This is a genomic window from Marisediminitalea oceani (assembly GCF_003731635.1).
GTDB lineage: Bacteria > Pseudomonadota > Gammaproteobacteria > Enterobacterales > Alteromonadaceae > Alteromonas > Alteromonas oceani.
The window spans coordinates 1-14,344 of sequence record NZ_RCUA01000086.1 but is presented as its reverse complement, the minus strand read 5'-3'; the positions used below and the strand labels follow the sequence as shown (position 1 = coordinate 14,344).

13 protein-coding genes, 1 tRNA gene and 1 pseudogene are annotated in these 14,344 nt (G+C 45.6%); 8 read left to right on the top strand and 7 right to left on the bottom strand.

All coding sequences use genetic code 11. The features are described 5' to 3' along the window. Positions 1–4: 4 nt before the first annotated feature. The 6 genes from arcA to trmB all read right to left on the bottom strand — a co-directional run bounded on the left by arcA (position 5) and on the right by trmB (position 6,273). Positions 5–712 (bottom strand): two-component system response regulator ArcA, encoded by a 708-nt coding sequence (gene arcA / locus D9T21_RS21050; protein ID WP_070178677.1) that lies wholly within the window; start codon positions 710–712, stop codon positions 5–7. A gap of 153 nt (positions 713–865) precedes the next feature. Beyond that, a complete protein-coding gene (locus D9T21_RS21045; protein ID WP_241155781.1) occupies positions 866–2,449 on the bottom strand; it encodes a sensor histidine kinase in 1,584 nt (527 codons plus the stop codon). A gap of 198 nt (positions 2,450–2,647) precedes the next feature. Beyond that, a complete protein-coding gene (locus D9T21_RS21040; protein WP_164464795.1) occupies positions 2,648–2,941 on the bottom strand; it encodes a hypothetical protein in 294 nt (97 codons plus the stop codon). Between the two features lie 38 nt (positions 2,942–2,979). Beyond that, positions 2,980–4,404, bottom strand: a complete 1,425-nt coding sequence (glgA, locus tag D9T21_RS21035) for a glycogen synthase GlgA (protein WP_123327135.1) — start codon at positions 4,402–4,404, stop codon at positions 2,980–2,982. Positions 4,405–4,468: 64 nt separating this feature from the next. After that, positions 4,469–5,557 (bottom strand): methyltransferase, encoded by a 1,089-nt coding sequence (locus D9T21_RS21030; RefSeq protein ID WP_123327134.1) that lies wholly within the window; start codon positions 5,555–5,557, stop codon positions 4,469–4,471. Continuing rightward, positions 5,554–6,273 (bottom strand): tRNA (guanosine(46)-N7)-methyltransferase TrmB, encoded by a 720-nt coding sequence (trmB, locus tag D9T21_RS21025; protein ID WP_123327133.1) that lies wholly within the window; start codon positions 6,271–6,273, stop codon positions 5,554–5,556. The genes D9T21_RS21030 and trmB overlap by 4 nt, the downstream gene beginning before the upstream one ends. A 136-nt stretch (positions 6,274–6,409) precedes the next feature. On the opposite strand from trmB, the gene D9T21_RS21020 reads away from it, so the two are divergent. Continuing rightward, positions 6,410–6,922: an NUDIX hydrolase gene (locus tag D9T21_RS21020; protein ID WP_164464794.1), complete on the top strand. Its 513-nt coding sequence runs from the start codon at positions 6,410–6,412 to the stop codon at positions 6,920–6,922. Here the strand turns inward: D9T21_RS21020 and D9T21_RS21015 are convergent. Continuing rightward, positions 6,911–7,594 carry an alpha/beta fold hydrolase gene (locus D9T21_RS21015; RefSeq protein ID WP_123327131.1) on the bottom strand — a complete coding sequence of 228 codons (684 nt, stop codon included), beginning with the start codon at positions 7,592–7,594 and terminating at the stop codon, positions 6,911–6,913. The two genes, D9T21_RS21020 and D9T21_RS21015, sit on opposite strands and share 12 nt — an antisense overlap. Before the next feature lie 99 nt (positions 7,595–7,693). Between D9T21_RS21015 and mutY the strand changes: the two genes are divergently transcribed. The 7 genes and pseudogenes from mutY to D9T21_RS20975 form a co-directional block, all read left to right on the top strand. After that, positions 7,694–8,734: an A/G-specific adenine glycosylase gene (mutY, locus tag D9T21_RS21010; RefSeq protein ID WP_123327130.1), complete on the top strand. Its 1,041-nt coding sequence runs from the start codon at positions 7,694–7,696 to the stop codon at positions 8,732–8,734. A gap of 28 nt (positions 8,735–8,762) precedes the next feature. Next, positions 8,763–9,038: an oxidative damage protection protein gene (locus D9T21_RS21005; RefSeq protein WP_123327129.1), complete on the top strand. Its 276-nt coding sequence runs from the start codon at positions 8,763–8,765 to the stop codon at positions 9,036–9,038. A gap of 298 nt (positions 9,039–9,336) precedes the next feature. Then, positions 9,337–9,412, top strand: a tRNA-Phe gene (locus tag D9T21_RS21000). 376 nt (positions 9,413–9,788) lie between these two features. Beyond that, on the top strand, positions 9,789–11,015 hold the full coding sequence (locus D9T21_RS20990) for an ABC-three component system protein (protein ID WP_123327128.1): 1,227 nt from the start codon (positions 9,789–9,791) through the stop codon (positions 11,013–11,015). Next, entirely contained in the window at positions 11,015–11,533 is a 519-nt protein-coding gene (locus D9T21_RS20985) for an ABC-three component system middle component 4 (protein ID WP_123327127.1), read from the top strand. The genes D9T21_RS20990 and D9T21_RS20985 overlap by 1 nt, the downstream gene beginning before the upstream one ends. Next, positions 11,523–13,508 carry a hypothetical protein gene (locus D9T21_RS20980; RefSeq protein WP_123327126.1) on the top strand — a complete coding sequence of 662 codons (1,986 nt, stop codon included), beginning with the start codon at positions 11,523–11,525 and terminating at the stop codon, positions 13,506–13,508. The genes D9T21_RS20985 and D9T21_RS20980 overlap by 11 nt, the downstream gene beginning before the upstream one ends. Before the next feature lie 358 nt (positions 13,509–13,866). Beyond that, positions 13,867–14,286: pseudogene (locus D9T21_RS20975) on the top strand (restriction endonuclease); the annotation flags it as partial. Between the last annotated feature and the right edge of the window lie 58 nt (positions 14,287–14,344).

Here is a 14,344-nt window from a genome sequence, read left to right as displayed (position 1 = left end):
TGTTTTAGCTGTCTACCGAACCACAGAAGCGATAGCCTTCACCGTGAATGGTGACGATCAATTCTTCTTCATTTGGCTCTGATTCAAAATGCTTACGAATACGGCGAATGGTAACATCCACGGTACGGTCGTTCGGACGCAGTTCACGGCCGGTCATTTCCATAATCAGCTGTTCACGGGTAAGGATCTTACCAGGGTTGCTCAGGAACAGGTGTAAAGCACGGAACTCACTGCGTGGCAGGCGGAATTCATTACCGCTAGGCGCAATCAGAGAGCGGCTGTCGCCGTCCAGAGTCCAGCCGTTAAAGCTAACACGGCTTGGTAAATCATCGTCTTCAGTGCTGCTGGTGGTGCGGCTCAGCAGGTTACGTGCGCGGATGGTCAGCTCACGTGGGTTGAATGGTTTGGTGAGATAATCGTCTGCACCAATTTCCAGACCCAGGATACGATCCACGTCGTTATCACGACCAGTTAAGAAAATCAGGCCGATATTTTTACGGTCGCGTACTTCGCGAGCGAGAATCAATCCGTTTTTACCAGGCAGGTTAATGTCCATGATAACCAGATTGATTGTGTGATTTTCAAAAAAATCATGCATTTGTTCGCCGTTTTCGGCTTCGAAAACGTTATACCCTTCGGCTTCAAACAAACTTTTCAATGTGGTTCGGGTGACCACTTCATCTTCTACTATTAATATGTTGGGCGTCTGCATGTTCACACTCTATTTACAAAAATTAGTACTCTGTACAAAGTTTATCAGATTTTATTGTTATCGATCTTTTTATCTTGCAAATTAATTGCCACATTCGTAAAAGTACGCTTAAGGGCAGGTTAAGTCCAAGAAAAAATGTGTTAAATAACGGTTTTATGGTTTTTTTACTGTTACCGGGAACGTTAGCGTAAACTCAACGCCGTTTCCTTCTTCGCTTTCTAACTTTATATTGCCATTAAGCGCCTGCGTTACCAAGTTAAATACTAAATGCATCCCTAACCCGGAGCCGCCCTGGCCACGTTTTGTTGTAACAAAGGGATCAAAAATACGCTTCTTGATGCTTGTTGGTATACCGCTTCCGTTATCCTTGTAAATTATTTTCAGTTTTTGGTCATCCGTCAACCTAGCTATGACGTCAATTTTGCCGTTTTCAACCGTTTCGAAGGCGTGGATCAGTGAATTCATGATTAAATTGATCAAAATCTGATTTAACGGCCCGGCTTTGCACATAACATTAAGGGTTTCTGAGCAATCAATATTAATGGTATGGGTTACCTTTTTCAGCCGCGGCCGCATCGACATCAGGGTTTCTTCAATCAACTGCTTAACATTGACTTCCCGGGCTTCTTCACTGGTTTGATCCACCGCTACCTGTTTAAAGCTCGAGATTAATTGCGCGGCACGGTCGAGGTTGCGGTAAATAATATTCAGGTTTTCCCGGCTTTCATTAATAAAGCGCTCCATGGCACTGGCCTTGAGCGTTTTATCCTTAAACTGCTGATCGATAACCGCCAGCCTGTCGAGCATCATGGTCGAGGCAGTAATACCCAGTCCAATGGGCGTATTTACTTCATGGGCAACGCCTGCAACCATATCGCCGAGTGACGCCATCTTCTCGTTTTCTACAATCTGGCGCTGAAACTGGTGTAGTTTCTCGAGAGTCTGAATCAGTTCGTTGTTTGCGCTCTTCAGCGCGATGGTGCGTTGATTAACTTCTTCTTCAAGACGGCTGTTGAGGGTTTGTAATTCACGCTCGGCCTGCTGCTGTTTGCTGATATATTCCTCAACCCGCGACAGTAAAATGTTAATGGAATCGAGCATATGGTCGTACTCGCGGACATTGCTGGCTGAGAATCTCAGGGAGTAGTCGCGACTGCGGGCAACCTTCTGCAGCATCAGGTTGGTATCCTGGATCGGATTAGCCAACATCTGGCCGTATTTAAGCGCAACCAGAAAAGCGGCAATGATAATCAGCACTATTGTGGCCACTTGCACCATTCGGGTGCCACTGACGTAGCTGAAAAAAGATTCGGATGACATCCGCACGTAGACATAGCCCAGGGTTTGTTCTTCTATGTTAATGGGACGGATTATTTCTATTACCTGATTATCTTCGTCTAACCGGGCAGTGAAGTAGCGCGCCATGTCATTGATCTTGCTCTTGGCGGCGGTACTGGTTGATTTGGTATATAACGCGAGCATTTGCGGCGTCTGGCCATTTATCAGAGCACTATAGATATGCGCGTTTAATACGTCCGGAAAACTATCGAGCCCTTGCAGCATATTGGCGAGCTGATCGCTGCGATTCATCTCCTCGTCTAAATCGGTGGGCGTGACAGCCATGATGGGACGCACATTACTGGCTACCATATCGGCCAGTGAACGCACGTTTTGTAGCAGTTGCTCTTTTACCTCTGCGTGTTGCAGATAGTTTGTCACCAGGGTGGATAACAACATAGCGCTGCCCGATACGACAATAACGAGCCATATCATGATACTTTTAATCGAAAGTCTGGCGGCCGACAGCGACATGAGAAGGTTAAATAAGCCCACAAGGATTAGTCATTTAATAGTGGCTCATAAAGGCTAAAAAATAAAGTATTGCGGGGGCTTAAAGGTGTGATTTTGGGTTATAAAAGCCCTATTTGTGCCAGACTATTGGTTATTTTCTGCTGCCCAGTCTGGTGCTGGTATTTCCAGAAGCTTAAAAAGTGCCTGCGGTGGCAGCGCATACTCGCGGGCAATATTGGTAAAGGCAGCTTGTTGACGGCTGACCGGTAAATCGGTGAGGTCGGATAAACACAGGCACACCATTCCGCCCTGATTAATGGCCAGTGACGGCACTGCTACGCGCGCTACCCGATACAGGGTGTGAGGGCAGTAGGTTTGTCGCTCCGGTGCCTGAATACATTCCTCAGGCACCTCCGCCCATACCGCAGGACTCGCCAATATACAGGCTACTATTAGTATTAAAGCCCGTGGCGACATTAATTGATGCTCTGGTAGAGAGCCAGATATTGTTCAGCGGCTTCCTGCCAGGTAAAACGAGTGTGCATGCCCTTTTGCTGCATAGCACGGAAAGTCACCGGACATTCGTAGTAAGTTAACAGTGCTCGGCGAATACAGCTGAGTAAAGCCTCGCCGCTGGGCTCTTCAAATACAAAACCGGTTGCCGCATCCGGAGCGTATTCGGGATCGACCACAGTATCTTTAAGACCTCCGACCGCGCGTACAATAGGCACAGTGCCATAGGCCAGGCTGTACATCTGGTTAAGACCGCAAGGCTCAAACTGAGAAGGCATCAAAAAGAAATCAGCGCCAGCTTCAATCAGGTGGGCATGTTCGGTACTGAAACCATTAATAAAGGAGAACTGCAGGGGATGTTGCTCGGCAAACTCGCCAAGATCCTGACAAACCCTGGGATCGCCGGTGCCAATAATAACCAGTTGCAGTTTGTGGCGGATTAGGCGATCAAGAATAGGAATAAGATACCCAAAACCTTTCTGTTCGGTAAGCCGACATACCATACCAAACACAGGCACGTTAGGCTCCGCCGGCAGGCCGGATTTACGTTGCAGGGCCTGCTTACATTCTGCCTTGCCACTCACATCATCCGCGTTGAAGTGGGCCGGAATATAAGGGTCGGTCATTGGATCCCACTGGCTGTAGTCACAACCATTTAAGATACCGGATAAGTCGTTGCTGCGCTGCATAAGCCGGTCATGCAGGCCATGGCTGCCTAGGTCGGTAAGGAGCTCCGAGGCATAATTAGGGCTTACTGTAGTAATTTTATCTGCGCATTCGATGGCGGATTGCAAAAAGTTGATGTAGCCGCCATGGACCTGCTCAAAAATAGCCGGATGATGGCGCAGGTACGGAATTTCTTCAATCCGGTGCACACCCTGAAACGCGGCATTGTGAATGGTAAATACCGAACGCGTGTTGCTGAAATAGCCGCTGCGATCGCTGCGTAATAAAAACGGCAGCATGGCGGTATGCCAGTCATGGCAGTGGATGATATCCGGCGCCATGCCAAGCGCCTGAATCGCACTTAATACCGCACCGCAGAAGAAACTGAAGCGCTCGCCGTTGTCGTTATAGGCTTCATACGCACTATTATACAAACCTTCCCGGTCGAAGTATTCAGGGTAGTCAATAAAGTAAACGTCGATACCGTGCCAGTTAAGCTGACGAACGGCATAGTGGTAAACCTTACTTTCGGCAAACAGGGTCTGGCTGCTACAGGCTTCAGAAAGTGAGAATTGCTCGGCGATGGCCCGGTAATAGGGCATAAATACGCTAACGGTATGCTCGGGCGATTTCAGTGCCAGAGGCAGTGCTTTGCCCACATCGGCCAGGCCACCGGTTTTGACCAGCTCTTCAACTTCAGAAATCGCAAAAACAATGTTCACACTACTCTCCAGCGTTTAATTTGATGCTTTACACAAATTATCACACAAGACAGGGATTTAAACGCTAACTTTGTGCAAAATACACAGAAAATCGATTGTCCTGGGTGAGCACTGATGGGCTTGAAAATTGTTCCGCGAGCAATTCCGCATAGGGTAAAAAGCGGTTGGCGACCAGATAGAGTTTTCCCTTTGGCTGCAGATGTTGCCGGGTGGCCTGAATAAATTCACGGCTGATGCGGTAATCGGTTTTAACCCCGGTATGAAACGGCGGATTTGTTACAACCGTCTGGTACTTAGCGCTGATACCCTGCAGTGTGTCGGTGGCGATAATAACGCCTTGCTGATTATTCTCATGCAACGTGTGGGCGCTGCACCATAGCGCCAGAGCACTGACATCCAGCAGCTCTACACTGGCCTTACTGCCAGCAGATAACAGGTAGCTGGCAATAACACCGGCACCACAAGCAAAGTCCAGAACCTTGCCGGACAGAGACGAGGGCAGCTTATCCAGCAGCATGGCAGTACCTGCATCCAGCTCGCGATGACTGAATACACCGGGTAAGGAACATACGGTCCACTCAATACCGTTACGGCTGTAGGTGTCGCGGCTCATATAATTGTTAAGGGTAAACGGAGCGGGCGCCTGGTTGAGATGACAGGTTAACCAACTACAATGACGGGCAGAGTCTATTTTATCTACATCACCGTAAGATTGGATGGTTTTACCCGCACTTTTTATGCCGCCGCGTTTTTCGCCAATCACGTGTACCCGGTTACCTTCACCAACCAGCGCAGCTGCCATGGCCATCAGCATTGCCAGATGCGCTTTGGCTTTAGGCATAAAAATCAACACATCGGTAATGGCTTCGACATCATCAACTACTGGAGCAAAGGTATGAGTGTGATTGCCAGAACTGGCGGTGAGGGCAAAATTAGCGTTATTACTAATCAGGTCGCGACTGTCAAAACGGGCCGCGTCACTACGCCGGGCACACTGTTTAAATACATCGTAATATTGATGCAAAACTGTGAGTTTTAGGTCACTTAGCGCACTGAATAGCGCCGCATCGTCGGGATTGATAATCAGCCAGTTACCCTGCTCAAACTGCTCTTCGTTTCGCAGGATTAACTGGCTTTGTGGCGACAGACTCATGCTGTGCGCTCGTATATCAGATCCCAAACGCCGTGGCCGAGTTTCTGGCCGCGTACCTCAAACTTAGTGGTGGGGCGGTAATCAGGGCGCGGTACGTAATCACCTTCGGCTGCGGTGTTAATGTAGCCCTCGGCTGCGTTCATCACCTCGGCCATGTGCTCTGCGTAAGGCTCCCAGTCTGTGGCCATGTGGAATGTGCCGCCAACAGCCAGTTTGGTGCGAACCAATTCAGCAAATTCCGCCTGCACGATACGGCGTTTGTGGTGGCGCTTTTTATGCCAGGGATCGGGGAAAAACAACTGCAGGCGATGCAGGCTGGCATCAGGGATCATGTTTTTAAGCACTTCAACAGCATCATGCTCCATAACGCGCAGATTCTCTACGCCCAGTTCACCGGCATCGGCCAGACAAGCCCCAACGCCCGGACGGTGAACTTCGATACCAATAAAGTTAAGCTCAGGGGCCTCATGAGCCATGGTGACCAGTGACTTACCCATACCAAAACCGATTTCAACGACTACCGGCGCATCACGGCCAAATACGGCAGCAAGATCCAGCGGCTCGTTCTGGTATTCGATACCTTTAGTTGGCCAGAACTCTTCCAGCGCACGGCCCTGGGCTTTGGTTAAGCGCCCTTCGCGCTTCACAAAACTCTTTACTTTACTGATATAAACGCCGGCCGCTTCGGCTTCGGCCTGGGAATTAAATTTTGCCATGATAGTCTGTCACCTGTTAATTGCCGCGGCATTATCCACGACGCGTACAAAATTGCAACGGTCTGGCGTGCAGCCACGACGGGTCGCTGGTTGTATGATAGCGTAAACCCAGCTTAAACGAATGGAAACTCAGCTAATGTCAGCTCATTATTGCCCAAAGTGCGGCCAGCGGACTTTTACCAGTCAGGACAACAACTGTTACCAGTGCAGCCACTGCCAGTTTGAAGTGTTTCGCAATGTGGCTGCCGCGGTAGGCGGGATTCTGGTGTATCAGCAACACGTGTTGCTGGTAAAGCGTAGTAAAGCTCCGGCTACTGGCGAGTGGGATTTGCCGGGCGGGTTTGTTAATCCCGATGAGTCGGCAGAGCAGGCGCTGCGTCGTGAGTGCAGGGAAGAGACCGGAGTCGATCCCGGCGAGTCATTGCAATACCTTGGGGCCTGGCCGAATCAATACCCGTATAAAACACTGGTATACCCCACCATGGATATCTTCTTTGCTGCCGAACTGCACAATAAGCCGGCCTGCGAAGTGGATAACAGTGAGGTGAGTGGTTTTAGCTGGCGGCCCTTATCTGACTGTGCGGAGCTTAAACTGGCGTTTCCCTCCGCACAGCAGGCTCTTAGCCGTTACCTTAGCTTAAGCCAATAGCTTGTTTAGCAGCGCCGCCACACTTGCCGGTTGTTCCAGCATCATCATATGGCCGCTGTCTTCAACCGGCAGCAGCCGGGCACCTTTAATTTGTTGGTGGGCGGTTTCCATAGCCGGGAATGTTGCCACTGCGTCCTGACGGGCGGCAATTAAATTTACCGGGCAGTTGAGCTGGCCGAGCTTGGCGGTGAGGTCTTTTCTGGGTGTGGTGCTTTGTACATGCGCCCGTAATGTCGCCGTGCCTAAATCGCTGGCCATATCGGTGAGTATTGGCAGTATCTCATCACTGTGTTCTGGTAGCATCATGTTAGCCAGATAGGCTTTAGCCGTGATATCCACTTTGCCGCCTTTTAACTGCTCCAGTAGGGTTTTACGCCGTTTTAACTCTCGTTCCGACAAACCGGTAGGGGCGTAGCCCATCAGCGTTAGCGAGGCGACTTTATCCGGATAGGTAAGCGCCCACAGGGCAGCGATATAGGCCCCCATGGAATAACCAATCAGGTGGTTTTTACCGTCCGGGTCGGTGCGGTCGCTGGTGAGCGCTAACATTTCTTCTAAACTATTTGCCCACTGTAGCGGTACATAAGCACGGGCAGACAAACTGAGTTGCTTCCAGACGGGCAGCCATACACGCTCATCACATAGGGTACCGGGTAAAAAAACGTATCGCATGAAACGCTCCTGGGAAAAAGTTGGTCAGAGCCTATCAGGCTCTACGGGATTGGTGCAATCACTGTTACACTGCGCCGCAGTAATTGGGAGTAAAAAGTTGTGAATTCATTTTCTACACGGGTATTAAACTGGTTTGACGAACATGGTCGTAAGCATCTGCCCTGGCAACAGGCCATTTCTGCTTACCGGGTATGGGTGTCTGAGATCATGCTGCAACAAACGCAGGTGACCACGGTGATCCCGTATTTTGAGCGCTTTATGGCGCGTTTCCCCACCGTGATAGAGTTGGCCGAGGCGCCGCAGGACGACGTGCTACATCTGTGGACCGGCCTGGGGTATTACGCCAGAGCGCGTAACCTGCATAAAGCGGCGCAGCAGATTGCCACACAATATAATGGTGAGTTCCCGCCTACTCTGGATGAGGTAGTAGCGCTGCCGGGTATTGGACGTTCTACAGCGGGTGCCATTTTATCCATCGCCTGCGGTCAGTCACACCCTATTCTCGACGGCAACGTTAAGCGTGTACTGGCTCGTTATTATGCCGTAGAGGGCTGGCCCGGCAAGCGTCAGGTAGAAGAACAGCTCTGGCAGTATGCTACGCAGAATACGCCGGACAACCGCACAAATCATTACACCCAGGCGATGATGGATTTAGGCGCGATGATTTGTACCCGGAGCAAACCGGCCTGCGATCGCTGCCCGTTGCAAAGTGACTGCATTGCCTATGCGCAGGGTAATCAGACTGATTACCCGGGCAAAAAGCCGAAAAAGACCCTACCGGTAAAAAGCACCGTGATGTGGATCCCGTTCTACCAGGGCAGCGTGTTACTCAGGCAGCGTCCGGCAACAGGCATCTGGGGCGGACTCTGGAGTTTTATCGAAAGCCAGGACGTTGACACCGTGCCAAAGGATGTTGCGCAGTTCATCGGCAGTGATTTCGATGCGCAGTTGCTTACCCCATTCAGGCACACCTTCAGCCACTATCATTTAGATATTCAGCCCAAGCTGTTACATTGCGAGTCGTTAAGTGCGGTGATTGCCGAGGCTGGTCACAGCTGGGTGTCGTTACATAAGCCATTGCAACTGGGCGTGCCTACGCCGGTAAAAAGACTTCTCACTGATTTAACCAAACAGTTATAATCACAATAAATTAATGCGGAGAATAACAATGCCCAGAACGGTACATTGTGCACACTACGACAAAGAAGCAGACGGACTGGATTTCCAGCTTTACCCGGGCGAACTGGGTAAACGTATTTTTGATAGCATCTCGAAAGAAGCCTGGGCCGAATGGCAGAAAAAGCAAACCATGCTGATCAACGAAAAAAAGCTTAATATGATGGAGCCCAGCGATCGCAAGTTTCTTGAAGAACAGATGGAAGCCTTTCTGTTTGAAGGTAAAGAACCAACGATTGAAGGCTACGTTCCGCCCAAAAAGCCGTGATTTTGCACAGATTGCGCAAAGAACACGCAGTTGATTAAAATATTCAAAAAAGTGGTTGACTTAAAAGCGCGAAACTCGTTAAATACGCACCCACAGCAGCACGGCACCAGCCGAATTGCTAACAAGTTTCGCCTCGATAGCTCAGTTGGTAGAGCAGCGGATTGAAAAGTGAAAGCTTTTTCAGTCAGCCTAACCGGACTAAGCTGTTAGGATAAGAGATATAAAGTTAGTAAGCACTTCGATTTGGCTTGCAAAGTTTTGCAAAGAAAAATTAAAGCTTACACTGCACAGTTTATGTGCCTCGATAGCTCAGTTGGTAGAGCAGCGGATTGAAAATCCGCGTGTCCCTGGTTCGATCCCGGGTCGAGGCACCATTCATACAGAAGCCCTGATCAGAAATGGTCGGGGCTTTTTTGTTATATTTGCGCTTTGTGTATGGTTAGACGCAGCGGATTCAAAATCCGCCGGTAGCAATACTGTGCCGGTTCAAGTCCGGCCTCTGGTACCATTCTTTGCAAGATGATTTAGCAAACTAAACCGACCTTTGAGTCGGTTTTTTTGTGCCTGATTAAAACAAACTCAGCTAGCGCTGAAAAAATACCAGTTACCAAATCGTTACATACTTTCTACACAACTTCGATTTAAAGTGTATTATATTACCTATCAATAACTTAGTCTTCTTTTGTAATTTGACATGCTTATTTCAGTTGTTTCTTAAGGATGACTAACTTTATATGCGTGGTTTAAGGGATGGGACAGAATTTTAAATTTTATCAACGCAGGGACGATTGTAAAAACCTTATCCTGTTTGTTCATGGTTTCACGGGAGACGCTGAAGATACGTGGACGAATGCTAATGGCAACGAATTTCCGAATTTACTATTAGCAAATTCAGACATCCAGTCTCAATTTGATGTAGCCTCTTATAGCTACTTCACCACACTTTTGGACCTTTTTGCGCAAGCAAAAGAAAAAGCAAGATGGCTAAAGAGCATAATCCGAAGTAAAACTCACACTAAAGAAAAGAACCTTGAGATAAGTGAATTATCAAATGACCTCCATAATCACCTAAGGTTTACCTTGGAAGGATATGACAACATCTATGTCATAGCCCATAGTATGGGAGGGTTGATTACAAAAAATCTAATTACCCAAGAAATAAAAGATAGTGGAGTTACCAAGATTCGTCTTTTCTTGTCTCTCGCGGTTCCACACAATGGGGCAAGTATGGCCGTTTTAGGAGGAATCATTAGTGGAAATCTACAGATTAATAACCTGAACCCCGTCGGCCAATTCATCAATACGCTAAATCAAAGCTGGGTTAACTTAGACCTCAAACCAACAACTAAATATTTTTATGGCAGCTATGACCAGTATGTAACTAAACATAGTGCTATAGCCATAGACAAAATCGAAAAAGATATTGTAAGTGTCCAAGCCGACCACAATTCAATATGTAAACCCGAAAACGCCGAAGCACTCATATGTAAAAGCGTCACACGTTTCATTATTGAAGAACACAAAAGTACAAAATTAGATGAAGCAGGATTCCAAAGCCTGCCAGATGATAAAGAATTTGATAAAGAGGTCTTTGTAATCAAATTAATTGTTGCTGATATCGCTGATGAGACCCAGCGAAATGCAAAAGAGCTTTTTTTTAATGCTGAATATATGAGGAAACTGTTTAGCTCGAGACACGAGAGAAAAGAGCTACAAAAGCTATTTGATAATATTAGGCAGCTCTATAAAGACAGCTACGACAAATACTTAGCTCACGAAGATAAAAGCTCTGGAAAGCTGCTCGCTGAAGTTCATAGTAAAATTACAGATCAGGACTCAATTTTATTAAAAAGCCTGTTGCCGGCAATTCAAAATTATCATAAAAAAGGCATGTTGCATCAAATGGCAAATGATCTTTCGAAAGATATTTGGTGGTCAGAAGAGAGAAACCTTTCAGCAAAGGATGATACCAAATAATGCTGCCTTTCATTTCACCTGACGATAATTTTCATTTGAACCTCGGTATTGTTCTTATTGTCACTCAAACATTGGGGGAGTCTTCTCGAGGGGCACTAAAACTTAATAATGAGCGATTACATATCTACACCTATTTAGTCAAGAACCCAGTCAAACTCAACCTATTTTTAAATGTATTAGGTAAAGGAAGTGCTTTAATTAGTCCAAAGGACGCGTATTCAGTTACTTCAATTTCGTCAAATGTAGACCCACTTTTTGACAGGCGAAATCTCAAAGCGTTAATTACCACATTGGTTGGTGAAAGTTTGATCTCGGTGATTTATAAAAAGAAAGATGGATTCTTCTACAAGTTATCTGATTCAGGCTTGGAGAAAGCGAATCAATTAAATACGGAATATTTTTATGAAGTAAGACTGTTATGTGACACGCTCAAATCCACTCTGAGTTCAAGTACTTCATCTCTAAACAAAGCTCTGAATCAAGTAATGCAAAAGGAAATCATTTCTGATGGAAAGTAGCATTTTAGTTAATCAATTAATCGTTGTTGGACGAAGGAAAAATTACACGGTCAATTTCAACCCCGGTGTAAATATAATCTACGGTGACTCTAATACTGGTAAGTCGACTATAGTAAATCTTATTGACTACCTTCTAGGAGCGAAAAATTTTAATTTATATCCGGAGATTGACGCCGCAGCAAGATATGCGGCACTCGATGTAACCTTAAATGAAGACAGGTATACAATAAAAAGAGATTTATTCAACCCGAATGCTCTTATAGAGGTTTATACATGTCCATTTGATAAAGTTGAGCAGTATAGCTGCCGTAAGTATCTACCTAATTTTCAGAAACCATCTGGTAGCGATGATTCAGGCTACTTTTCAGATTTTCTTCTTGATGCGTTAAATTTACCAAACATCAAACTCAAAGAATCCCCCTCGAAGGACGACTCGAAGTTAGCAAGGCTAAGTTTCAGAGACTTGTTTAAATATTGTTACGTTGACCAAGACAATCTTGGCGATAAAAGATTTTTCAATCCAGAAAACTGGGCTGTAGCAACAAAAAACAAAGAAGTTTTTAAGTACATTTTTAACGCTTTGGATAGCCACATTAGCGAAATTCAAAACCAAATTTCTGAGAAAACCAAACAAAAAAATAAACTAGTTGATACATATTCAACTGTGTCAGATTTTTTGAGGGAGTCTGAGTTTGCTTCAATGGTATCTCTGGATGCAGAAATAGAAAATATTGATTCAGATATAGAAAATCTGAACATGCAAATTTTAGAATTAAACCAGAGGCAAATCGCCGACACCGAGGTATATAACACCATTCGTTCAGAATTGAACAAAATATCTTTAGAAAAAAGAGCACTAACCCTGTTAATGCGAGAACAAGAAACAAAGATAGAAAGGTTTACTAGGTTAAAGAACGATTATCTAAATGATATAAACAAGTTTATGGCTACCCTTTCGGCGATGAACGGTATAGGCGAAGTCAATCAACAAATAGAAATCTGTCCGGTATGCGACAACACGCTAAACGTTGAGATAGCCAGAGAGAGATTTGATGTAGCGAATGAAGAAAAAATATCTCATGAGATAAATGCTCTTAAAAGAAGAGCACGAGAAACAGAAAGTATTGCGCATGAAACAAAGAGACTTTGGGAATTAAATAAAGTAAAGCTTGCTGAGCTGGAGTTGGCAGAAACAAATGCAATACATCTACAAGAAATGAATACAAAAGAGCTTTCATCTCCATACCTAGCTGAAAGGGACATGTATGTGAGTAAACTAGGAGAATTACAACAAAAACGTAAAGATATTGTTTCTAAACTAAAAGTACGAAACCAACACAGCACTCTTAATAAATCTATCAACTCGCTAGAAACTAAAATCACTCAATTACAAGAACAACTAGCCGAGTTAAGTAAGAATACCCCCTCATTGAGCAATGTTTTGAGCGATCTAGCTGATAATCTCAGGGACTACCTGATAGCAGTAAAAATAAAGTCACCAACAGGTATAAAGTTTAACGAACAAACATTTCTCCCACAGGTTAGAGATATTGACTATGCAAGAATCACATCCGGTGGCTTAAGAACAATTGTTGGAGTGGGATATCTTTGCTCGTTAATGCAAGAAGCACTGAATCGTACAATGAATTTCCCATCATTCCTTATGATAGATACTGTTGGAAAATATTTAGGGAAAACAAAAGATCAAAAATATGCTCCAGACTCAACGGACACTGCTGCTGACAGTATGGAGGCAGTATCTGACCCTAACAAATATCAAAATATGTTCGAATACATAATTAAACTAAGTGAAATGTATGAAAACCAAAATAAAACTTGCCAGTTCATCTTAGTAGACAATGATGTTCCGGATCATATAGTCGACAAACTATCTGGATTTATAATTGCTCACTTTAGCTCTGAAAGGGTAAATGGACTACCAGTCGGCTTCATTGACGATGCAGATTTAATGTAGTGTTTTACACTTTGACTATTATTCACTTGGAGAATTGGGTCAGTGGATGATCCACTATTAATCAAATTTACTTTAGTTTATTGCAAATAAATTATGTCTTTGATCCGCTGAGCAAAAGCGAATTTCACCTCAACTTTATGTGTCGCTATGTTACTCAGGCCTTTTAGCAGGTTTATGCGCTAGCGGCATAAAAGCCAACATACACGTCCATTTATCACCTCCTTGCATAGTGACACACGCTTTATTTTTCGTTGTTGCAGTGGGATGCTTTAGCTTAATACTACACGATAGAGATATATACCCTATTCTTTATAGCAAGAGAGTACACTTTAGGTAGTTAACACAAGGATGTTTGTGAATGCCAAGAAACAAAACCACCTTTATTGATCTACTGGTAGAGTTACCCTGGTGGGTATCAGTACTCGTATCCGCCACGGCCTATGTGATGATGGCGCATGTGTTGCCATCTATTCAAACCGATAACCAAATTGCCGCCATGGTGTTTAAAGCCTTCGTCATTCCCGCACCTTATATTGCTGGCCTGATATTACTTGCTGCCCCCTTTGCGTTTTTGAATACTCGTCGTAAGGCAATACAACTAGATACCCAGCGTAATATCCAAACCGTGCGTGATTTGCACTGGCGTAACTTTGAAGAATTGGTTGCCGAAGCCTATCGCAGGCAGGGATACCGAGTAACAGAAGGCGGTTATGGTGCCGATGGCGGTATTGATTTAGAGCTTCGAAAGGACGGCCAGCTTACCTTGGTGCAATGCAAAGTAAGCGATCAATTTAGACCGTCTTCCCCAGACAGAATCACTCCGTAAAATAGTCCCC

What these genes read in the sequence shown, in the direction of transcription:
- D9T21_RS21005 (WP_123327129.1), top strand. Translation starts at nt 8,763, where the DNA reads ATGCCCAGAACGGTACATTGTGCACACTACGACAAAGAAGCAGACGGA.
- D9T21_RS21045 (WP_241155781.1), bottom strand. Translation starts at nt 2,449, where the DNA reads ATGTTGTTATCCACCCTGGTGACAAACTATCTGCAACACGCAGAGGTA.
- arcA (WP_070178677.1), bottom strand. Translation starts at nt 712, where the DNA reads ATGCAGACGCCCAACATATTAATAGTAGAAGATGAAGTGGTCACCCGA.
- D9T21_RS20985 (WP_123327127.1), top strand. Translation starts at nt 11,015, where the DNA reads ATGCTGCCTTTCATTTCACCTGACGATAATTTTCATTTGAACCTCGGT.
- D9T21_RS21020 (WP_164464794.1), top strand. Translation starts at nt 6,410, where the DNA reads ATGTCAGCTCATTATTGCCCAAAGTGCGGCCAGCGGACTTTTACCAGT.
- D9T21_RS20990 (WP_123327128.1), top strand. Translation starts at nt 9,789, where the DNA reads ATGGGACAGAATTTTAAATTTTATCAACGCAGGGACGATTGTAAAAAC.
- D9T21_RS21030 (WP_123327134.1), bottom strand. Translation starts at nt 5,557, where the DNA reads ATGAGTCTGTCGCCACAAAGCCAGTTAATCCTGCGAAACGAAGAGCAG.
- trmB (WP_123327133.1), bottom strand. Translation starts at nt 6,273, where the DNA reads ATGGCAAAATTTAATTCCCAGGCCGAAGCCGAAGCGGCCGGCGTTTAT.
- D9T21_RS21015 (WP_123327131.1), bottom strand. Translation starts at nt 7,594, where the DNA reads ATGCGATACGTTTTTTTACCCGGTACCCTATGTGATGAGCGTGTATGG.
- D9T21_RS20980 (WP_123327126.1), top strand. Translation starts at nt 11,523, where the DNA reads ATGGAAAGTAGCATTTTAGTTAATCAATTAATCGTTGTTGGACGAAGG.